Annotated in this window: 19 protein-coding genes; 4 read left to right on the forward strand and 15 right to left on the reverse strand. The window is 64.6% G+C overall.

The window, feature by feature from the left end:
- Positions 1-24: 24 nt before the first annotated feature.
- Positions 25-1,008 (reverse strand): 1,2-phenylacetyl-CoA epoxidase subunit PaaA, encoded by a 984-nt coding sequence (gene paaA, locus ACU0DV_RS08650; RefSeq protein ID WP_446241343.1) that lies wholly within the window; start codon positions 1,006-1,008, stop codon positions 25-27.
- 109 nt (positions 1,009-1,117) lie between these two features.
- Here paaA and ACU0DV_RS08655 point away from each other — a divergent pair, with 109 nt between their 5' ends.
- Positions 1,118-1,993, forward strand: a complete 876-nt coding sequence (locus ACU0DV_RS08655; protein WP_446241344.1) for an SDR family oxidoreductase — start codon at positions 1,118-1,120, stop codon at positions 1,991-1,993.
- Positions 1,990-2,592, forward strand: a complete 603-nt coding sequence (locus ACU0DV_RS08660; protein ID WP_283982473.1) for an exopolysaccharide biosynthesis protein — start codon at positions 1,990-1,992, stop codon at positions 2,590-2,592. The genes ACU0DV_RS08655 and ACU0DV_RS08660 overlap by 4 nt, the downstream gene beginning before the upstream one ends.
- Before the next feature lie 79 nt (positions 2,593-2,671).
- On the opposite strand, the gene dxs is transcribed toward ACU0DV_RS08660, so the two are convergent.
- The 6 genes from dxs to ACU0DV_RS08690 all read right to left on the reverse strand — a co-directional run bounded on the left by dxs (position 2,672) and on the right by ACU0DV_RS08690 (position 8,020).
- Entirely contained in the window at positions 2,672-4,621 is a 1,950-nt protein-coding gene (dxs, locus tag ACU0DV_RS08665) for a 1-deoxy-D-xylulose-5-phosphate synthase (RefSeq protein ID WP_100927683.1), read from the reverse strand.
- 82 nt (positions 4,622-4,703) lie between these two features.
- Entirely contained in the window at positions 4,704-5,612 is a 909-nt protein-coding gene (locus ACU0DV_RS08670; protein WP_446241345.1) for a polyprenyl synthetase family protein, read from the reverse strand.
- A complete protein-coding gene (locus tag ACU0DV_RS08675) occupies positions 5,612-5,854 on the reverse strand; it encodes an exodeoxyribonuclease VII small subunit (RefSeq protein WP_100927685.1) in 243 nt (80 codons plus the stop codon). The genes ACU0DV_RS08670 and ACU0DV_RS08675 overlap by 1 nt, the downstream gene beginning before the upstream one ends.
- The gene (locus ACU0DV_RS08680) at positions 5,851-6,777 is read right to left on the reverse strand and encodes a histone deacetylase family protein (protein ID WP_446241346.1); all 927 of its coding nucleotides are present in this window, start codon (positions 6,775-6,777) and stop codon (positions 5,851-5,853) included. The genes ACU0DV_RS08675 and ACU0DV_RS08680 overlap by 4 nt, the downstream gene beginning before the upstream one ends.
- 41 nt (positions 6,778-6,818) lie before the next feature.
- On the reverse strand, positions 6,819-7,520 hold the full coding sequence (locus tag ACU0DV_RS08685) for a response regulator (RefSeq protein ID WP_446241347.1): 702 nt from the start codon (positions 7,518-7,520) through the stop codon (positions 6,819-6,821).
- Positions 7,517-8,020, reverse strand: a complete 504-nt coding sequence (locus tag ACU0DV_RS08690) for a MarR family winged helix-turn-helix transcriptional regulator (RefSeq protein WP_100927688.1) — start codon at positions 8,018-8,020, stop codon at positions 7,517-7,519. Before ACU0DV_RS08690 ends, ACU0DV_RS08685 begins: the two co-directional genes overlap by 4 nt.
- Before the next feature lie 157 nt (positions 8,021-8,177).
- Between ACU0DV_RS08690 and ACU0DV_RS08695 the strand changes: the two genes are divergently transcribed.
- Complete coding sequence (locus ACU0DV_RS08695) at positions 8,178-9,050, forward strand: branched-chain amino acid aminotransferase (protein ID WP_100927689.1); 873 nt, start codon at positions 8,178-8,180, stop codon at positions 9,048-9,050.
- Positions 9,051-9,134: 84 nt separating this feature from the next.
- Here the strand turns inward: ACU0DV_RS08695 and ACU0DV_RS08700 are convergent, their stop codons facing one another.
- The 8 genes from ACU0DV_RS08700 to ACU0DV_RS08735 form a co-directional block, all read right to left on the reverse strand.
- On the reverse strand, positions 9,135-10,394 hold the full coding sequence (locus ACU0DV_RS08700; protein WP_283982469.1) for a PAS domain-containing protein: 1,260 nt from the start codon (positions 10,392-10,394) through the stop codon (positions 9,135-9,137).
- Positions 10,395-10,479: 85 nt separating this feature from the next.
- The gene (locus ACU0DV_RS08705; RefSeq protein ID WP_446241348.1) at positions 10,480-11,730 is read right to left on the reverse strand and encodes a PAS domain-containing protein; all 1,251 of its coding nucleotides are present in this window, start codon (positions 11,728-11,730) and stop codon (positions 10,480-10,482) included.
- 159 nt (positions 11,731-11,889) lie between these two features.
- Positions 11,890-13,074: an ABC transporter permease gene (locus ACU0DV_RS08710; protein ID WP_100927692.1), complete on the reverse strand. Its 1,185-nt coding sequence runs from the start codon at positions 13,072-13,074 to the stop codon at positions 11,890-11,892.
- Between the two features lie 3 nt (positions 13,075-13,077).
- Complete coding sequence (locus ACU0DV_RS08715; RefSeq protein WP_446241349.1) at positions 13,078-14,790, reverse strand: ABC transporter permease; 1,713 nt, start codon at positions 14,788-14,790, stop codon at positions 13,078-13,080.
- Positions 14,787-15,077, reverse strand: a complete 291-nt coding sequence (locus tag ACU0DV_RS08720) for a DUF1330 domain-containing protein (protein WP_100927693.1) — start codon at positions 15,075-15,077, stop codon at positions 14,787-14,789. The genes ACU0DV_RS08715 and ACU0DV_RS08720 overlap by 4 nt, the downstream gene beginning before the upstream one ends.
- A 124-nt stretch (positions 15,078-15,201) precedes the next feature.
- A complete protein-coding gene (locus ACU0DV_RS08725; protein ID WP_100927694.1) occupies positions 15,202-16,305 on the reverse strand; it encodes an extracellular solute-binding protein in 1,104 nt (367 codons plus the stop codon).
- A 155-nt stretch (positions 16,306-16,460) separates the two neighbouring features.
- Positions 16,461-17,573 (reverse strand): extracellular solute-binding protein, encoded by a 1,113-nt coding sequence (locus ACU0DV_RS08730; RefSeq protein WP_446241350.1) that lies wholly within the window; start codon positions 17,571-17,573, stop codon positions 16,461-16,463.
- Positions 17,574-17,688: 115 nt separating this feature from the next.
- Positions 17,689-18,792, reverse strand: coding sequence for an ABC transporter ATP-binding protein (locus ACU0DV_RS08735; protein ID WP_100927695.1), 1,104 nt, complete (start codon positions 18,790-18,792; stop codon positions 17,689-17,691).
- Between the two features lie 73 nt (positions 18,793-18,865).
- Here ACU0DV_RS08735 and ACU0DV_RS08740 point away from each other — a divergent pair, with 73 nt between their 5' ends.
- Complete coding sequence (locus tag ACU0DV_RS08740) at positions 18,866-19,216, forward strand: hypothetical protein (protein ID WP_370316300.1); 351 nt, start codon at positions 18,866-18,868, stop codon at positions 19,214-19,216.
- The last annotated feature ends 211 nt before the right edge of the window (positions 19,217-19,427 follow it).

Raw genomic sequence — 19,427 nt, forward strand, 5'->3', positions numbered from 1 at the left:
CCCGGCGCAGCCGGGGCGAAACCATTACTCCGCCGCAATCTTCCGCGACCGGCGCTTCTCCGCATGCGCCAGGGCCGCCTCGCGCACCCAGGCACCGTCGTCCCACGCCTGCCTGCGTGCCGCGACCCGGTCGCGCGCCATCGGCCCGTGCCCCTTCACAACGCGCCAGAACTCGTCCCAGTCGATCGGTCCGTGATCGTAGCCGCCCTTTTCCTCGTTCCATTTCAGGTCCGGGTCCGGGAAAGTCAGGCCGAGGTACTCGCCCTGCGGCACCGTGGCGTCGATGAATTTCTGGCGCAGCTCGTCGTTGGTGAAGCGCTTGATCTTCCAGGCCATCGACTGATCGGAATGCTGGCTGTCCGCGTCATGCGGGCCGAACATCATGATCGAGGGCCACCACCAGCGGTTCAGCGCGTCCTGCACCATCGCCTTCTGCTCCGCCGTGCCGCGTGCCAGCGTCATGACGATTTCGTAGCCCTGCCGCTGGTGGAAGGATTCTTCCTTGCACACCCGGATCATCGCCCGTGCGTATGGCCCGTAGGAACAGCGGCACAGCGGGATCTGGTTCATGATCGCCGCACCGTCGACCAGCCAGCCGATGATGCCGATATCGGCCCAGGTCAGCGTCGGGTAGTTGAAGATGGAGGAATACTTCGCCTTGCCGGACAGCAGTTCCTCCGTCATCTGCTCCCGCGTGACGCCCAGCGTCTCGGCGGCGGAATAGAGGTAGAGACCGTGGCCGCCCTCGTCCTGCACCTTCGCCAGCAGCGCCGCCTTGCGCTTCAGCGACGGCGCGCGCGTGATCCAGTTCCCCTCGGGCAGCATGCCGACGATCTCGGAATGCGCGTGCTGGCCGATCTGGCGCACCAGAGTGCGGCGGTAGCCTTCGGGCATCGGGTCGTTCGGTTCGATCTTTTCCTCGGCGTCGATGCGCGCCTGGAAACGCTCCAGCACCTCCGGCGTTTCCGCCGTGCGTCCGTCCGCGCCGATCAGTCCCTGCGAATACATGACAAGCCTCCTCCAAAACCCGTGCCTCCTATATATGTTACAAAACGGGTTCAGAAAAGGGATTTTTGTAATACTTGCCAAATTCCGCTGCCGACGCCACCTATGCCACATGACAAAGACCCTGCTTTCCCTCGGCCACGGCTTCTCGGCCCGCTTCCTTGCAACGGACCTCCTTGCCGAAGGCTGGCGCGTGATCGGAACCACCCGCTCCGCCGACAAGCTCGATTCGCTGAGAGCGACAGGGGTAGAGGCCATCCTGTGGGAGCACGGAGCCCTCTCCCGCGCCCTGGCAGAGGCCACCCATGTGCTGATGAGCGCCGCCCCGGATGCCGACGGCGACCCGGCGCTGCAACTCATCGGTCCCGAACTGGCCGAGGCTGCGGATCGCCTGGAATGGGTCGGCTACCTTTCCACCACCGGCGTCTACGGCAATGCCGACGGCGACTGGGTCGACGAGAGCTCGCCGCTCAACGGGCAGTCGCGCCGCGCCCGCGCGCGGATCGAAGCCGAGGCCGCATGGCGCGCCATCCCGGGCCTGCCGGTCCACAGCTTCCGTCTGGCGGGCATCTACGGCCCGGGCCGCGGTCCCTTCGAGAAGGTGCGCAACGGCACCGCCCGCCGCATCATCAAGGACGACCAGGTGTTCTCCCGCATCCACGGCGAAGACATCGCGCAGGTGCTGCGCGCCTCCATAGCGCGGCCCAACCCCGGTGCGGCCTACAATGTGTGCGACGACGACCCGGCTCCGCCGCAGGACGTCATCGCCTATGCCGCCGAACTCCTGGACGTGCCGCCGCCGCCCGAAGTGCCCTTCGAGGAGGCCGACATGTCGCCGATGGCGCGCAGCTTCTACGCCGACAACAAGCGCGTCTCGAACCACCGCATCAGGGAAGAACTGGGCGTGACCCTGCGCTATCCCGACTACAAGTCGGGCCTGCGGGCCGTGCTTGCCGCCGAGACGCAACACGGCGGCCACGGAAAATGACGCCTCAGGAACGTCCCGCGCCGGAAAACCTCAACGCCCTCCTCGACGCGATCAGCCCCGACGAAGGGCAGAAGCGCGTCTCCGTCGAGAACGTGCTGGACAAGATCGGCGGGCGGTCGTTCTCGGCCGTCATCCTCGTGCCTGCGATCATCCTCGTCTCGCCGATCTCGGGCATTCCCGGCACGCCCACCATCGGCGGGCTGATCGTTCTGCTGATCACGCTGCAGGCCATGTTCGGACGCAAGCACCTGTGGCTGCCCGGCTTCCTGCGTCGGCGCGCGGTGTCGGCCGCGCGACTGCAGAAAGGGATCGACTGGCTGCGCAAACCGGCAGGCTGGATGGACCGCCACAGCCACAACCGGCTGCGCATCCTCGTCAGCGGTCCGGCGCGGTTCATCGCCTACCTGACATGTTCGGTCATGGCGCTCAGTTGGCCGCCGCTCGAACTCTTGCCGTTCTTCACCAGCTTCAGCGCCGGTGCGGTGGCGATGATCATGTACGGGCTGATGGTCCGCGACGGCGCATACACGCTGGCGGGCTACGTCCAGTCCGCCCTGCTCTACGTGATCCTTCTGTCGGTCTGGGCCGGGATCGTCTAGGCGACACCCCCGGCCATGCGCCCTTGCTCTGACACCCGGCGCGACGGGATGTAGGGCGGGGCTGTGCGCCGCCCTCCCCTCAGGCCCGCTTGTCCAGTCGTTCGACCCCCAGCGCAGAGAGCACCTTCGCCTCAATGTCCTCGGCGTTCAGCTTTGCCACGGCGTACATGTCGCGCGGGCTGGCCTGGTCGATGAAGATGTCGGGCAGGACCATGCTGCGATACTTCAGGCCGCGGTCGAAGACGCCCTCTTCGGCCAGAAGCTGCGCCACGTGCGACCCGAAGCCGCCAACCGCCCCTTCTTCCACCGTGATCAGCGCCTCGTGCTCCCGGGCGAGCCGCAGCACCAGGTCGCGGTCCAGCGGCTTGGCAAAGCGCGCATCCGCAACGGTGACCGACACGCCGCGCGCCTCCAGCGCCTCTGCCGCCTTGATGCTTTCGCCAAGGCGCGTCCCGAAGGACAGGATGGCGACCCGCGTGCCTTCGCGCATCACGCGGCCCACGCCGATTTCCAGCGGCACGCCGCGCACCGGCATCTCTACGCCTTCGCCCTCGCCCCGCGGATAGCGGAAGGCGATGGGGCCCGTATCATGCGCGGCGGCAGTGGCGACCATGTGCTTCAGCTCGGCCTCGTCGGCCGCCGCCATGACCACAAAGCCAGGCAGGTTCGACAGGTAGGCGACGTCGTAGGACCCGGCATGGGTCGCCCCGTCCGCCCCCACCAGACCGGCCCGGTCGATGGCGAAGCGTACCGGCAGCCGCTGGATGGCCACGTCGTGCACCACCTGGTCATACCCGCGCTGCAGGAAGGTAGAGTACATGGCGCAGAACGGCCGCATGCCCCCGGCGGCAAGCCCCGCGCTGAACGTCACGCCGTGCTGCTCCGCGATCCCCACGTCGAAGCACCGCGAGGGGTAGCGCTCTGCAAAGAGGTCCAGCCCGGTGCCGTCCGGCATCGCCGCGGTCACCGCGCAGATCCGGCTGTCGTCGGCGGCCTCTTCCATCAGCGCCTCGGCAAAGACCTTGGTGTAGGACGGGGCGTTGGAGGGCGCCTTCTTCTGCTCGCCCGTGACCACGTCGAACTTCGCCCGGGCATGGCCCTTGTCGGCGGCGTGCTCCGCGTGGCTGTAGCCCTTGCCCTTGCGGGTCAGCGCGTGGATCAGGATCGGCCCAGTCGCCCGCGCCTTCACAGTGCGCAGCACCGGCAGTAGCTGGTCCAGGTCATGCCCGTCGATCGGCCCGAGGTAGGAGAAGCCCAGTTCCTCGAACAGCGTCCCGCCAACGGCCATGCCTTTCAGCATCTCCTTGGCGCGCTTGGCGCCCTCGCGGAAAGGTTCCGGCAGGAGCGATACGGCCCCTTTCGCAGCGGCCTTCAGATCGTGGAACGGCGCCTCGGCATACAGCCGGGTCAGGTAGGAGGACAGCGCGCCGGTCGGCGGCGCGATGCTCATCTCGTTGTCGTTCAGGATGACGATCAGGCGCTTCTTCAGGTGGCCGGCGTTGTTCAGCGCCTCGAAGGCCATGCCCGCGCTCATGGCACCGTCGCCGATCACGGCAATGGCGTCGCCGTGGCCGGTGTCACAGGCGCCGCCGAGATCGCGCGCAACGGCAAACCCCAGCGCGGCGGAAATCGAGGTCGACGAATGGGCCGCGCCGAACGGATCGTAGGGCGACTCGGAGCGCTTGGTGAACCCCGACAGCCCGTCCTTCTGCCGCAGCGTCCGGATGCGGTCGCGCCGTCCGGTCAGGATCTTGTGCGGATAACACTGGTGCGACACGTCCCAGATGATCTTGTCGCGCGGCGCGTCGAATACCGAATGCAGTGCCACGGTCAGCTCGATCACGCCCAGACCGGCGCCGAGGTGGCCGCCGGTTTCGGACACGGTAGAGATGGTCTCTTCCCGCAGTTCATGCGCCAGACGTTTCAGTTCGGCGTCGGAAAACTGCTTGAGGTCGGCAGGGGTGTGCACCCGATCCAGCAAGGGGGTCTCGGGCCGGTTCGGACGGGTATCGGACGTGGTATCGGACATGGTGCGGACTGGGGTCCTCTCTTTGCTCAACGTCCATCTAGAGCATACGGGCGTCAAGGCCCGGGCCAATGGACGGCGTGCGTCAGTTCCGCCGCGAGATAACGAAGCGGGCGGCGTCCCGCAAGGCGTCAGCCGCGTCACCGTATACGTCAAGGGATGTGCAGGCTTCGTGCACGAGTTCCTGAGCACGCGCCTTCGCCCCTTCCATCCCGAGGAGGCTGACGAAGGTCGCCTTGCCGCGGTCCGCATCCTTGCCCACGGCTTTGCCGACCGTGGCGGCATCGCCTTCCACGTCCAGAACGTCGTCCCAGATCTGGAATGCGAGCCCGAGGCAGTTGCCATACCGCCGCAGCGGGCCAGTGCTTTCGCCCGCCATGACCGCGCCCGCGCCGCAGGACCAGGAGATCAGCGCACCGGTCTTGCCGGCCTGAAGGGCGGTGATCTCTTCCAGCGTCAGGGGCGTCTCGGCGCTTTCGGCGGCGATGTCGCGCGCCTGTCCGCCGACCATGCCGCGCAGCCCCGCCGCCACCGCCAGCCCGGCGACAAGCTCAAGGCGGCGGTCCGCCGGACACGCCGTGTGCGTCACCAGCTGGAAGGCCAGTGCCTGCAGGGCGTCCCCGGCCAGCACGGCGGTGGTCTCGTCCCACTTGCGGTGTACAGTGGGTTTGCCCCTCCGCATGTCGTCATCGTCCATGCAGGGCAGATCGTCGTGCACAAGGCTGTAGGCATGCAGCGCCTCGATGGCGCCTGCGGCGGGTGCCGCGTGCTGCCGGTCGATGCCGAAAACCCGCGCGCCTTCGATCACCATGAAAGCCCGCAGCGCCTTGCCGCCCTCGACCGCATAGCGCATCGCAGCCGCCACCGGCCCCGGCACACCCGACAAGGCATAGGAAATCTGGCCATTCGCCAGTTCGGCGGCACGGGCAAGCGCCGCCTCGAACCCGAGCGGCGCAATGTCCGCCGTCCGCTCCTGTCCGGAGCCGTCCGTCATCAGAGCCCCTCGACCGGCTTCGTCCCCACGGGGTTGCCGTCGCCGTCCAGCGTGATCGCGGCGACCTTTTCCTCGGCTTCCTTGAGCTTCTGGTCGCAGCGCTTGCGCAGCTCGGCGCCGCGCTCGTACAGCTTGATCGAGTCTTCCAGCGCCACGTCGCCGCGCTCGAGCGCGCCCACGACACGCTCCAGCTCGGCCATGGCCTGCTCAAAGCTCATCTCGTTCACAGGTTGCTCGCTCATGCACCCGCCTCCATCAGGACTTCGACATGCGCCTTTGCCGACGCGCTCAGGCCTGCAAGATCATACCCGCCTTCCAAAGTCGAGACCACGCGCCCGCCGGCCGTCTCCCGCGCGATGTCGCACAATGCGCGCGTCACCCAGCGGAAATCGTCCACCGTCCAGTTCAGGTTGGCGAGCGGGTCGTCCTGATGCGCGTCGAAGCCGGCAGAGATGATCAGCAGTTCCGGCGCAAAGTCGCGCAGCCGGGGGAAGGCCTCATTCTCGTACCGTGCACGCATCTCTGCACCGCCGCTGTCGGGCGGCAGCGGCAGGTTCATGACGTTGTCATGCGCGCCGCGTTCCTCCGGGCGACCCGTACCGGGCCAGAGCGGCATCTGCTGGGAAGTGATGAACAGGCTGCGCGCCTCGTTCCACAAGAGGTCCTGCGTGCCGTTGCCGTGGTGCACGTCAAAATCGACAACCGCCACGCGTTCCAGCCCGTGAACGTCCAGCGCATGCTTGGCGGCCAGCGCCGCGGTGCCGAACAGGCAGAACCCCATCGGGGTCTCCGTCTCCGCATGGTGGCCCGGCGGACGGGTTGCGCAGAAGGCGTTCTGCACCTCGCCCCCCATCACCATGTCGACGGCCTGGATACCCGCACCTGCGGCAAGCCGCGCCGCCCGGACCGACCCCGGCGACATCCATGTGTCCGCGTCGAGCTGCGTCACACCCTTGGCCGGCTCCGCCGCGACGATCCGGTCGATGTAGCGTTGCGGGTGCACAAGGCGGATTTCCTCATCCGTGGCCTCGCGCGCGGTGACGCGGTGCAGGTCGAGCGTCTGCAACGCGTGCAGGACATGTTCCAGCCGGGCGACGCGTTCGGGATGCCCGTCCGGCGTCACATGCTCAAGGCAATCGGCATGGGTGATCAGTGCGGTCGTCATGACGCCCTCCCTCGAATTTTCATGGAAACCGTAGCCGCGCGTCAGTCAGGTGCAAGCATGTATCCGGCCCCGCGCACCGTCTGCAGGTAGCGCGGCTGCTTCGGATCGCTTTCCAGCTTGCGCCGCAGCCGGGTGATCTGCACGTCCACCGCGCGCTCCTGCGCCTGCCCCTTGTCGCGGCCCAGTTCCTCCACCAGCCGCGAACGGCTCAGCGCCTCGCCCGGCTTGGCAGAGAAGATCCGCATCAACTGTGCCTCGGTCGCGGTCAGGCGGACCATCTCATCGCCGCGCCACATCTCGCCACGCTCGATGTCGTAACGGACGGCGCCCAGCGTCATGAGCTTTGGCGCCGCTTCCTGTGAGGCGGGCTCCGGCATGCGCCGCAGGATCGCGTTGATCCGGAGCAGCAGTTCCTTCGGCTCGAACGGCTTGGCAAGGTAGTCGTCCGCCCCGGCCTCCAGCCCGGCGATGCGATCCTCCGTCTCCGACCGGGCGGTCAGCAGCAGGATCGGCACGGTCGACGTTTCGCGGATCCCGCGGGTCAGGCTGACGCCGTCCTCGCCCGGCATCATCACGTCCAGCACGATCATGTCGAAATCCAGACCAATCAACAGCCGCCGGGCATGGGCCGCGTCGCGCGCGGCACTCACCAGAAACCCGTTCCGTACAAGGAACTTCTGCAGCAGCCCCCGGATCCGCTCATCGTCATCCACGATCAGCAGATGGGCGTCGTTCTCACTCATCCGCGACCCTCCCTGAGCTTTTGATACTGGAGCCGCATCTCCGGGTCCATCATCGCTTCGAGCACCCGGCGAAACCCGGCGACCGCCTCCGGCCCGGCGTCGCGGAAGGCCGCCCGCATCCGCGCACGCTGCACGTCAGAGAGTTCGCGTTCCAGACGCCCGCCCTCTTCGGTGAGGTAAAGGTGCCGTTCACGCTTGTCGATGCGGCCCACGCGGCTCTCCACGAGGCCGTCCTCGATCAGCGTCCGCAGCACGCGGTTCAGGGATTGCTTGGTCACGCCGAGGATATTCAGGAGATTATTGACCGTCGTGCCCGGGGCGCCGTGGATGAAGTGCAGCGCCCGGTGATGGGCGCGCCCGTAACTCAGCCCCGTCAGGATACGGTCCGGGTCCGCAGTGAACCCGCGGTAGGCGAAGAACATCGCTTCCGCGCCCTGCCGCAGCTGCTCGTCGGTGAGATACAGCAGCGTCTCGCCCTGCGCTGTCCGCCCGTCTGACATCGGATGCCTCCTGTTTTGCAGGGCATTTTAAGTCAGCCTTGTTGACATTCCAAGGTCGAATTGGTAGCGAGTCGCCAGTTTGGCGCAACTTTATATCCGACTTCAGTCAATTCCGCGCAACAATCGGAAAAGCGCCGCAACGCAGAGGAGAGACGCGATGGCCGAGAGTGCCTATGACGACCGCGACGGCAAGATCTGGCTGGACGGCAAGCTTGTGGATTGGCGCTCCGCGCAGGTCCATGTCCTGACTCACGGGCTGCACTATGCCTCCTCCGTGTTCGAAGGCGAACGCGCCTACGGCGGCAAGATCTTCCTGTCGCGCAAGCATTCGGAGCGCCTGCATTTCTCGGCCTCCTGCCTCGACTTCGAGATCCCCTTCTCCGTTGACGAAATCGAAGCCGCCAAGGCCCAGGTGCTGGAGGCCAACGGTTTCACCGACGCCTACGTGCGCGCGGTGGCGTGGCGCGGCGCCGGTCCGGACATGGGTGTGTCCTCGGCCCGCAATCCGGTGCGGCTGGCCATCGCTGCCTGGGGCTGGGGCAACTACTATGGCGACGCGAAGATGAAGGGCGCGAAGCTCGACATCTCCAAGTGGAAGCGCCCCTCGCCCGAGACCATCCCGGTGCACGCCAAGGCCGCCGGCCTCTACATGATCTGCACCACGTCCAAGCATGCGGCCGAAGCCAAGGGGTGCTCCGACGCGCTGTTCATGGACTACCGCGGCTACGTGGCCGAAGCGACCGGCGCCAACATCTTCTTCGTCAAGGATGGCGAGGTGCACACGCCGAAGCCCGACTGCTTCCTCAACGGCCTGACCCGCCAGACGGTGATCGGCATGCTGGAAGAGAAGCAGATCAAAGTCCACGAACGGCACATCATGCCGGAAGAGATGGAAGGCTTCGAGCAGTGCTGGCTGACCGGCACCGCCGCCGAGGTGACCCCGGTGGGCCAGATCGGCGATTACAACTTCGAGGTCGGTGCCATGACGCGCGAGATCTCGTCGGACTATGAGAAGCTGGTCCGCAGCTGATTGAACGAGGGCGGAGTACAACTCCGCCCTACGTCATGTTCCTCCGGCCTGCAGGTCAAGCGATGACCCGCGAGAATCCCCGGCTCAGATCAGGGACCGCAACATCGCGGTGTTGCCCTGGATCACGGAATTGAGTTCAACGACACGGGCCAGCCTGCGTTCGATCTCGTCCTGACAGGCATCCAGTTGTTCGACGATCCCGGACAGGGCCGTTCCGGAATTGTTCAGTGCAGCGCTTTCGATCTTGCACATCATCCGGGTGGAGCTGAGCCCCGTCACGTAGCGCTTCATGTCCAGCACGCTTCGGGCGAAGCGCTTTGCCTCCGTTTCAACGTCTCCGAGCGATCCGGCGGTGGCTTCGAGGAAACTGTTGCGCACCTCTTCGCAACGGGCCGCTTCCGTTTCCGTCGATACGTTGCTTGGATAGATCGCGCCGAACTTTTCGCGCTCTTCCTCGAAGATGCCAATCATCTCGCGTTCGATTTGCGTGGCGAAACCGAGGAACTGGCCCTTGAAGATCGCATCGCGGATGCGGGCGAAGACACAGGCATCGCCGTCGACGAAGGTGTCCACCCAGGTCGACATTTCCTCGAGCATCTGGCTGTAATTGACCGATATCGCGCTGATCGGGCCACCCGCACTTTCCAGACGCGAGGCGATTATCCGCATGTTCATCGGCACGGTCCGGATCGCCTTGAACGCTTCGGTCATCTCGGTGGTCTCGACGTGCACCTGCGTGATGGCGCGCGACATGTCCAGAAAACGCCGCTGGAGCGGATCGAGCTGGCGGCCGAGATGCTGCGCCCGGGTTTCCGCCTCCACCGCCATCGCGTGGCTCTGGAAGGCATCGTAGCTTGAATAGCCGGCCTTTTTCAGCGCCTCCAGCATGGCATCGGCGCTGGCGGAAGGCTTCAGCCCCTCTTCGCGTTCCCGGGCCAGAAGGCTCTTGTAGATCAGTTCCACCTTTTCCCGCAGGGGCGAGGTCGGCTTCAGCCGGGTGGAGACATACCCGCCCTCGATCGGTGCGATGAGCGCGAACACCCAGTAGAACCGGCCGTTCTTGCACCGGTTCTTGACGTAGCATCCGGTGGGTTTGCCCTGTCCAAGGCGATCCCAGACCAGTTGGAAGACGCCTTTGGGCATGTCCGGATGGCGGACGATCTTGTGCGGCGCGCCGACCAGTTCGTCCCAGTCGTATCCCGCCACACGCTGGAACACGGTGTTGCCGGCCTGGATCACACCGCGCGGATCGGTGCGTGAGTAGAACAGTTCCGAAAGATGGAACTGTGCTTCCGACCCAGCGTAGCTGCTGTCGGAGGTAAAACGCGTTGTATGCTCTGTCATTCGTCCGGCCTCTGAAAACGACCCGGCTCGCACTTTCTGCCAGATCCCTTGAGAATTGATGAATGCTCGCCCTGCCCCCGGCGGTTCAGGACATGCTTCTCAGCATCGCGCTGTGGCCCTGGATGTTGGAGTTCAGCTCGACGACCCTGGCGAGGCGACGCTCGATCTCGTCCTGCCGTTCGTCGAGCTGTTCGACGATGCCGTTCAGGGCGGTGTCCGAATCCCCAAGGGAGGCGCTTTCGATCTTGCACATCATCCGGGTGGAGCTGAGACCGGTCACGTAGCGCTTCATGTCCAGCACGCTGCGGCTGAGGCGGCGCACTTCGGATTCGATCAGTTTCAGGGACTCCTGCGCCTCGGTCTGAAAGCGGTGCGCCTCACGCTCGAGCGTTTCCTTGTCCTGGGAGAGGGCCGTGATGTCCTTTGCCCCGGCCAGATCCTTGTCGAAATAGACCGACATGGACGACTGCATCGAAGACGCGCAGACGAGGAACTGCCCCTGTTGGATCGCGGACTTGATCCGGGCAAAGGTGCAGTCCGGCCCTTCGGCGAACTGCTTTATCCAGGTCGACATTTCCTCGAGCATCTGGCTGTAGTTGACCGAGATCGCGCTGATCGGGCCGCCCGAACTTTCCAGACGCGACGCGAGGATGCGCATGTTCATCGGCACCGTGCGGATGGCGCGAATGACCTCGACCAGCCCCTCGACCTCCGCCCCGAGTTCGCTGATCGTGTCGAACATCGCGAAGAAGCGCTGCTGCATCGGGGTCAACGGCATGTGCACCAGCTTCGAGGTGTTCTCCATCTCCGTGCGCAGGGCGTGCGCCATGAAGGCGTCGTAGTCGACGAAACCCATCTCGGCGATCTTTGCCAGCAGGCGTTCCGCGCTTTGCTCCGGGGTCACGCCGTCGTTCTGTTCCGCGTTGAGAAGGTCCTTGTAGATCGCCTCCACCTCCGCCCTGAGGTCGGTTGTGGGCTTCAGCCGAACGGACATGTAGCCCTCGGGGATCTTCCACGTCAGCGCGGTGACCCAGTAGTGCCGCCCGTCCTTCGTGCGGTTCTTGACGTAGGCGACCATCTTCTTGCCGGACTTCAGGCGGTCCCAGAACAGGTAAAAGACGCCTTTCGGCATGTCGGGATGGCGGACCAGCTTGTGCGGCGCGCCCTTCAGCTCGGACCAGCCGAACCCGGAAATCCGGCGAAAGACCTGGTTGCCCTCGATAATGATGCCGCGGTCGTCGGTGCGGGAATAGAACAGCTCGCCGGGATCGAACGGCACTTCGCCGCCGGACAGGGGCCGGGTCTGCGGGGCAAGTTGTCTGTCGTGCTGGCTCATGACCGGATCCTTGGTTCGGGTTCGCCGGTCAGCATCCGCAAGATATCTTGTCAGAAGGTGAAAACGGCAGGCACATCTCTGCGCCTGCCGTGGTTTCTCTTCGTAAAATTGACGGGTTAACCCTGATAGTTGCTAATCACACCCCGACAATTCGAACGATCAGCCCGGGCTCATGCCGCGCATGCGTTCCGACCGGCGGCGCAGGATCTCCACCGTGGTCAGCAGCAGGATCGAGATCGCCACGAGGATCGTCGCCACCGCAAGGATCGTCGGCGAAATCTGTTCCCTCAGGCCGGTGAACATCTGCCATGGCAGGGTCTGCTGCTTGGCCGAACCGACAAAGAGCACGACAACCACCTCGTCGAAGGAGGTGATGAAGGCGAACAGGCCGCCCGAGATCACGCCCGGCAGGATGAGCGGCATCTGCACACGGAAGAAGGTCGTCACCGGGTTCGCACCCATGTTCGCCGCCGCCCGCGTCAGCGACCGGTCGAAACCCACGAGCGTCGCGGTCACTGTGATGATGACAAACGGAATGCCAAGCGCCGCGTGTGCCAGGACCACCCCGAACAGCGTGCCCTGCAGGCCGATCCGCGAGTAGAAGAAGTACATGCCCGCGGCCGATATGATGAGCGGCACGATCATCGGAGAGATCAGGATCGCCATGATCGCGCGACGGAACGGCACGTGCTCGGACGAGAGGCCGATGGCCGCCAGCGTGCCGAAGCTGACCGAAAGGAACGTCGCGAAGGGTGCGATGATCAGCGAGTTGCGCAGCGCCTGCTGCCACTCCGACGAGGTAAAGAAGTCACGGTAGTGCTTCAGCGAGTAACCTGCCGGGTCGAACCGCAGCATCTCGGGCGTGAAGGTAAAGAAGTTCTCCGCGTTGAAGGAGAGCGGCATCACCACGAGGATCGGCGTGATCAGGAACACGAAGATCGCCCCGCACAGCGTGCGGAAACTGTAGTGCCACAGAACCTGGCCCGAGGTCAGGTACGGCGGAAGCGGCACCCTGTAGCGACCCATGCCGATCCAGTAGATCAGGACGCCGAAGATGTAGCCGAAGATGGCCCCGACCACGGCGCCCGGCAGCCCCCCCAGCAGGTATCCGGCCACCGCGAGCAGGACAACGAGGCCCCACTTCACCGAGGTTTCCATCTTCGGATCCAGCACCTCCATCGCGACATAGGCGATGGCGGCGAGCACCACGAAGCCTACGATGATGCCGGTCAGGACGGACCCGTTGGCGGCGCCGACGAACACCCCGGCAAAGGCCCCGAAGGCGCCCATCACCGGTGCGATGAAGCTGGCGGGTTTCTTGATCGGTTGCGTTTCAACAGCCATGGATCAGCCCCCCAGCTTCACGTTGTCGATGCCGACGATCTTGTCGTAGGCCCAGTAGAGGATCAGCACCACCGCCAGCAGGATCGTCCCCAGCGCGGCTGCAAGGCCCCAGTTGAGCGAGGACGAGATGTGGTAGGCAATCCGGTTCGAGATGAACGTGCCGGTCGTGCCACCGACGATCTCGGGCGTGATGTAGTAGCCGATGGCGAGGATGAACACGAGGATCGACCCCGCTCCGATGCCCGGGACCGACTGCGGGAAGTACACCCGCCAGAAGGTCGTCCAGTTGGTGGCGCCCAGCGACTTTGCCGCACGGACGTAGGTCGGGGGGATTGTCGCCATCACCGAGTACATCGGCAGGATCATGAACGGCAGCAGGATGTGCGTCATTGCGATGATCGTGCCAAGCTGGTTGTTGATCATCACCAGCCGGTTGTCGTCCGCCACGAGGCCGATCCAGACAAGCACGTCGTTGATCACCCCCTGCTGCTGCAGCATCACCTTCCACGCGGAGGTCCGCACCAGAAGCGATGTCCAAAAGGGCAGAAGCACGAGGATCATCAGCAGGTTTGCGGTGCGCGCAGGCAGGTTGGACAGAAGGTAGGCCACCGGGTAGGCCAGCGCGATGCAGCTGAAAGTGATGACCATCGACATGAACATCGTGCGCTTGAACAGCAGCCCGTAGATCCGTTCGTCCTCATCCCGCAGCGCCGGCCCCTCGGGCGTCTTCTGCATGTCGATGGAGTTCAGGAAGTAGCCGTTGGTGTAATTCGGCGAGTACATCTTGATCGTCTTCCAGACGTCGATGTCGAGCCAGTCCCTGTCGATGTCCTCGAAGGCCGCGCGGATGTCGACGGTCTCGAAATCCGGGCTGTCGACCAATGCATCGGCGGCCTTCAGCATCTCGGCCTGCGGGCCGGTGTAGTCGGACATGTCGCCTGCCGCGAGGTCGCGGTAGAGCATCGTGTGCACCAGCGACCAGGGCTCTTCCTCGAGCGGGCTGCTCTCTTCCTCGGTCTGCTGGAAGCGGGCGAAGTCGCGGTAGGCGATGGAGGCGTTGGGCAGCGTCTGCACGATGTCGTCGCGCAAGTCGAACCGGGGCATCCGGCCACGGTCGTCCTCGGCGGTATTGTCCCATTCCTCCTGCTTGGCGATCCATTCCGGGTCGCCCATGATCTGGGCCCACGGCAGCGCCTCGTCCCAGTTCTCGTCGATATCCTCGAACTGGTCCTGGTAGACCTCGCCGATGTCGTCCAGTCCGCGGCCCGACTTGCGGAACAGGGAGGAGACGCCGGTCAGTTCGTAGTTGAGACGTGTGCCGAGGCGCGTGTGGAGCTTCTTCTCGGCGGCGAGGAAAATGTCCTCGTAGGCGGCGTTGAACACCGTGTTGCCGGGCAGTTCGCCGCTTTCGTCGTCCCAGTCCTCGAGCGCGACCACCGTCTTCGGCAGGGTCTCGGAGACGATCTGGTTCTCGACCGAGCGGAACAGCATGTCGACGATCGGTGCGATGAAGGTCACCAGAACGAAGATGAGCAGCGGCGCGATCAGCATCAGCGCCCGCAGCTTCTGCCTTCGCAGGGCGCGCGCCAGGCTGCGCTTCAGCGGCGTCCCGTCCGCCGCCAGCATCGGCCCGGACTTTGCCTTGTCCGCGGCCCGCAGGGCGTTGTCGGGTGTCGGTCCTTCGATCTTGTCTGGATCTGTGGTCGCGTCGGTCATTCTGCCCCCTCGACCACGAGTATCACGCTGTCCGCCGTGTTGTGGCGGATCTGGGCGACCTCCTGGTACTCCGGATCGTTGTAGGCCGCCAGCGCGGCCGCGTAGCTGGGAAATTCGATGACGACGTGGCGGTCGTGGGCCTTGCCCTCGACGACCTGGGATTGTCCCCCACGGACGATGAACGTGCCGCCCAGCCGTTGCAGGATCGGCGTGTCGCGTTCGACGTATTCGCGGTAGGACTCAGGGTCCTTAACCGTGATGTGGCCTATGATGTAGCCCTTGGGCATGGTGCCCCGTCCCCCTGTCATTTTGACTGTCGTCTTGTTTGTGGCCCGTGGCGGCGCGGATGCCCCGCCACGGACGATGTCGCAAGGTAGGGCGGGGCTGTGCGCCGCCGCCTTGTCCCGGTTCTTACTGAGCGAGCCAGGCCTGGAACTTCGCGTCGATGTCGTCGCGGTAGTCAGCCCAGAACTCGTAGTTGTAGAGGAACGTGTTGCCCGAGTTCGCCGGGTCGGTCGGCATGTGCATCTTCATGTCTTCGGGCACCAGCGGCGCCGAGGAGGCGCGTGCCGGACCGTAGGAGATGTACTGTGCCTGATCGGCCAGACGCTGGGTGTCGGTGGCGAACTTAACGAAGTCCTTCACGCGCGCCAGACGGTCTTCCGGCAGACCTTCGGGAATGATCCAGCCGTCAAGGTCGAAGACCTGTGCGTCCCAGAGCATGCCGATCGGCTGATCCTGCTCCACGATGGCAGAGTACAGGCGGCCGTTGTAGGTCGAGCCCATGAACACTTCGCCGTCGGCCAGAAGCTGCGGCGTGTCAGCGCCCGCGTTCCACCAGACGACCTGGTCCTTGATGGTCTCCAGCTTGGCCAGAGCCTGGTCCTGACCTTCCTCGGTCTCGAGGACGTCGTAGACGTCTTCCTTGGCCACGCCGTCACAGAGCAGCGCCCATTCCATGTTGTTGATCGGACGCTTTTCCAGCGCGCGCTTGCCCGGGTAGGTTTCCAGGTCGAAGACGGCGCAGATGTCGGACGGCGGCTCGGTGCCTTCCGGCACGAGGTCCGTGCGATAGCCGACCGTGGTCGAATACACGATCTGCGGGATGTAGCAATCAGAGACGATCAGGTCGCCGAAATCGTCCGAAGCGGAGGTGCCGTCGGGCGCTTCCGCGAGGAGCTCGTCGTGGTCGACTTCCATGGCCAGACCTTCGTCGCACAGACGGATGGCGTCAGACGCCACGACGTCCACGAGATCCCAGGTCACGTTGCCCGCTTCGTTCATTGCACGCAGCTTGGCAACCGCCTCGGCCGAGGACTCGTCCCACGACACGGATACGTCCGGGTGCATTTCGAGGTAGGGTTCGACGTAGGCCTTCTGCTGGCTGTTTTGGTATGCACCGCCCCAGCTCACGAGGGTCATGTCGGACGCCATGTTGCCGTGGCTTTCCGCGAAGGCACCGGTGGCAGCCACGGTGAGTGCCGTTGTCGCCATCAGGGTCTTGGTGAATTTCATTTCGGTCTCCCTTGTCGTCGCGGGACGGTTTCGTCATCCATCCCGCAGTTCACGCAGAGCGATACGTTCCGCTCCGCCTTGTCCGGACAGGGCCGGGTGGGCCCCGTTCCGGTAAGACAGGTAGGGCGGTTTCGCGGCCGCCCCACCCGATTGACTTATTTGACCAGCCAGGACTGGAAGCGCGCTTCCACGTCGTCCTGGTTGTCAGCCCACCACTCGATGTTGTTCACGAGGAAGTTCTTCTGGTTGGCGGGGTTCGTCGGCATGTGCGGCCCCATCTCGATTCCCATGTCGGCATGGGTCGAGACCAGCGGCTGCGACGATGCACGTGCCGGGCCGTACGAGATATATTTCGCCTGGTCGGCGAGGCGCTGGGTGTCGGTGGCGAACTTCACGAAGTCCATCACGCGCGCCAGCCGGTCCTCGGGCAGATCGGCGGGAATGATCCAGCCGTCGAAGTCGAAGACCTGCCAGTCCCAGAGCATGGCGACCGGCTGCTTCTGCTCTTCGATAACAGAAAACAGGCGTCCGTTGTAGGTCGAGCCCATCACGACCTCGCCATCTGCCAGCAACTGCGGGGTGTCTGCACCCGCGGACCACCAGACAACCTGGTCCTTGATGGTGTCCAGCTTGGCAAGCGCGCGTTCCACGCCGCCGTCCTCGTCGAGCACGTCGTAGAGGTCTTCCTTGGCGACGCCGTCACACAGCAGCGCCCACTCGAGGTTCTTCTTCGGGCGCTTCTCCAGCGAACGCTTGCCCGGGAACTTCTCGAGGTCGAAGATCGCGCACAGGCTGTCCGGCGTCGCGCCGTTCCAGTCCGCCACGTCGGTGCGGTAACCGAAGGTGGTGGAGAACACGATCTGCGGGATGAAGCAGTCGTTGATCACGGACGGACCGAAATCTTCGGTCGCGGTGGAGCCGTCTTCACCGGCGGCCAGATCCTCGTCGAAGTCGATCTCCATGGCGAGGCCTTCGTCGCACAGACGCTGGCTGTCGGGGCCTTCGACGTCCACGAGGTCCCATGTGATGTTGCCGGCTTCGGCCTGTGCGCGCAGCTTGGCCACCGCTTCGTTGGACGACTCGTCCCAGGTGATCGACACACCGGGGTTGGCCGCCATGTAGGGCTCGGCATAGGCCTTGACCTGGCTGTTCTGATAGGCTCCGCCCCAGCTGACGATGGTCATGCTGTCGGCCATGTCCTGCGCGCTCACCGCACCTGCCGCAAGCGACAGGCAGGTTGTGGCGAGAAGGTTCCGCGTGAGTGTCATCCAATTCTCCATAACAACACCCGTTGAAGACAGAGCCGGGTTACGGGTTTCACAACCGGCCCAAGTTCAACCGCCGTCGCCCCATTCCGGGAACGGGCGGTATCCTTCACGGCGCTCAGGTCGCGTCGAGCGCGCGACAGTCCTTCGGGAGCCAGCCGATCTCGACCGTGCTGCCGGGTTGCAGTCGCACCTGGTCGGGCGCGTTGCGCGTCTTGATGACGAAATCGTCGTTGCCCGCCACCTTGAGACGGGTGCGGAAGATGTCGCCCATGTAAATGAATTCCAGCACCTCGGCCTTCAGCGTATGCGCACCGGGCTGCAGGCGGTCCTTGTTGAACTCGACCCGCTCCGGCCGGATGGAGACCTTGGTCCGCTCACCGACCTTCGAGACGTTCACCGGGGTCGCGTCGATCACCTCGCCGCCGTCCAGCTTGACCACGCAGTGATCGCCCTTGATCTCCTGCACCACGCCTTCCAGCGTGTTGTTCTCGCCGATGAACTGCGCGACGAAGCTGTTCTTCGGCTCCTCGTACAGCACGTCCGGCGGGTCGAGTTGCTGGATGCGTCCGTCGTCGAACACCGCGACGCGATCCGACATGGTCAGCGCCTCGGTCTGGTCGTGGGTCACGTAGACCGTGGTGATCCCAAGGCTGTGCGCGAGGTTGGTGATCTCGAACTGCATGTGCTCGCGCAGCTGCTTGTCGAGCGCGCCCAGGGGTTCGTCCATCAGCACCAGCTCCGGTTCGAAGACCAGAGCGCGGGCCAGCGCGATCCGCTGCTGCTGACCGCCAGAAAGCTGCGCCGGGCGGCGGCCGCCGAATGCGCCCATCTGCACCATGTCCAGCGCGCGCTTGACCTTCGCCTCGCGGTCGGACTTGCCGATCTTGCGGACTTCCAGCGGGAACGACAGGTTCTCGGCGACGGTCATGTGGGGGAACAGCGCGTAGTTCTGGAACACCATGCCGATCCCGCGCTTGTGCGGCGGAATGTTGTTGATCGGCTTTCCGTCCAGAAGAATTTCACCATGCGTGGCGGTCTCGAAACCGGCGAGCATCATCAGGCAGGTGGTCTTGCCGGACCCCGACGGTCCGAGCATCGTCAGAAACTCGCCCTTCGGCATCGAGAGGTTGAGGTCTTTTACGACCAGCGTTTCGCCGTCGTAGCTCTTCTGCACACGCTCGAATGCGACGAATGCGTCGCCCGAAGATCCATCTGCCAAAGCAGGCTCCCTGTGTTTTTGTTCCGCGGATTTGATCCGCTTTTATGGTCTCAAACTAAAACCCGTTACGGGCATGACTGCAAGCATCTCCCCGAAGCTCGCACATCAGGCAGGCAAATCCGGCACTTCCGGTCAGAAAAACGGCGTCGTGCAGGACAATCGACGGGAGAACTATGGGCCATCCGTAAATCCTCCTGCGGCAGAATTGTTTGGGGCCGGGCGTTTTCTCATCCAAAACGCGAAAATTGGTGCCCATACACACGTTATCCCCCAAGATGTCGCACCGGGACTGCTCAAACATCAGGCAATTGCACCCGGAAGTGATCGTTGCGCGCACAACTCTGCAGAGACGACGATCCTCCCGCAAAATGCCCCGGCCCGACCGCCTTCCGAAGCGGTCGACGCGTCGCGCCGCGAAGGGTGATTCTCTCAACCCGATAGCGAATCGCAGGCCCTTTCAGTGCCATTTCCGGCCCGATTCGGCTGCGTGCCAGCGGACCGCTGTGTGCAGATCCGACCCGTCCTCGGGTCATCTTTGCATGGAAACGGTCGTCCGCTGCACGACGGATGATCTGCACCGGGACGTGAACAGGCGGACCGGGCGATGACGGGATCAGCCCGCTTGTCGGGCACCC

Source organism: Sagittula sp. (genome assembly GCF_052825245.1).

Coding starts and splice junctions, on each gene's coding strand:
- paaA (WP_446241343.1), bottom strand. CDS start 1,008: ATGTATTCGCAGGGACTGATCGGCGCGGACGGACGCACGGCGGAAACG.
- ACU0DV_RS08655 (WP_446241344.1), top strand. CDS start 1,118: ATGACAAAGACCCTGCTTTCCCTCGGCCACGGCTTCTCGGCCCGCTTC.
- ACU0DV_RS08660 (WP_283982473.1), top strand. CDS start 1,990: ATGACGCCTCAGGAACGTCCCGCGCCGGAAAACCTCAACGCCCTCCTC.
- dxs (WP_100927683.1), bottom strand. CDS start 4,621: ATGTCCGATACCACGTCCGATACCCGTCCGAACCGGCCCGAGACCCCC.
- ACU0DV_RS08670 (WP_446241345.1), bottom strand. CDS start 5,612: ATGACGGACGGCTCCGGACAGGAGCGGACGGCGGACATTGCGCCGCTC.
- ACU0DV_RS08675 (WP_100927685.1), bottom strand. CDS start 5,854: ATGAGCGAGCAACCTGTGAACGAGATGAGCTTTGAGCAGGCCATGGCC.
- ACU0DV_RS08680 (WP_446241346.1), bottom strand. CDS start 6,777: ATGACGACCGCACTGATCACCCATGCCGATTGCCTTGAGCATGTGACG.
- ACU0DV_RS08685 (WP_446241347.1), bottom strand. CDS start 7,520: ATGAGTGAGAACGACGCCCATCTGCTGATCGTGGATGACGATGAGCGG.
- ACU0DV_RS08690 (WP_100927688.1), bottom strand. CDS start 8,020: ATGTCAGACGGGCGGACAGCGCAGGGCGAGACGCTGCTGTATCTCACC.
- ACU0DV_RS08695 (WP_100927689.1), top strand. CDS start 8,178: ATGGCCGAGAGTGCCTATGACGACCGCGACGGCAAGATCTGGCTGGAC.
- ACU0DV_RS08700 (WP_283982469.1), bottom strand. CDS start 10,394: ATGACAGAGCATACAACGCGTTTTACCTCCGACAGCAGCTACGCTGGG.
- ACU0DV_RS08705 (WP_446241348.1), bottom strand. CDS start 11,730: ATGAGCCAGCACGACAGACAACTTGCCCCGCAGACCCGGCCCCTGTCC.
- ACU0DV_RS08710 (WP_100927692.1), bottom strand. CDS start 13,074: ATGGCTGTTGAAACGCAACCGATCAAGAAACCCGCCAGCTTCATCGCA.
- ACU0DV_RS08715 (WP_446241349.1), bottom strand. CDS start 14,790: ATGACCGACGCGACCACAGATCCAGACAAGATCGAAGGACCGACACCC.
- ACU0DV_RS08720 (WP_100927693.1), bottom strand. CDS start 15,077: ATGCCCAAGGGCTACATCATAGGCCACATCACGGTTAAGGACCCTGAG.
- ACU0DV_RS08725 (WP_100927694.1), bottom strand. CDS start 16,305: ATGAAATTCACCAAGACCCTGATGGCGACAACGGCACTCACCGTGGCT.
- ACU0DV_RS08730 (WP_446241350.1), bottom strand. CDS start 17,573: ATGACACTCACGCGGAACCTTCTCGCCACAACCTGCCTGTCGCTTGCG.
- ACU0DV_RS08740 (WP_370316300.1), top strand. CDS start 18,866: ATGACTGCAAGCATCTCCCCGAAGCTCGCACATCAGGCAGGCAAATCC.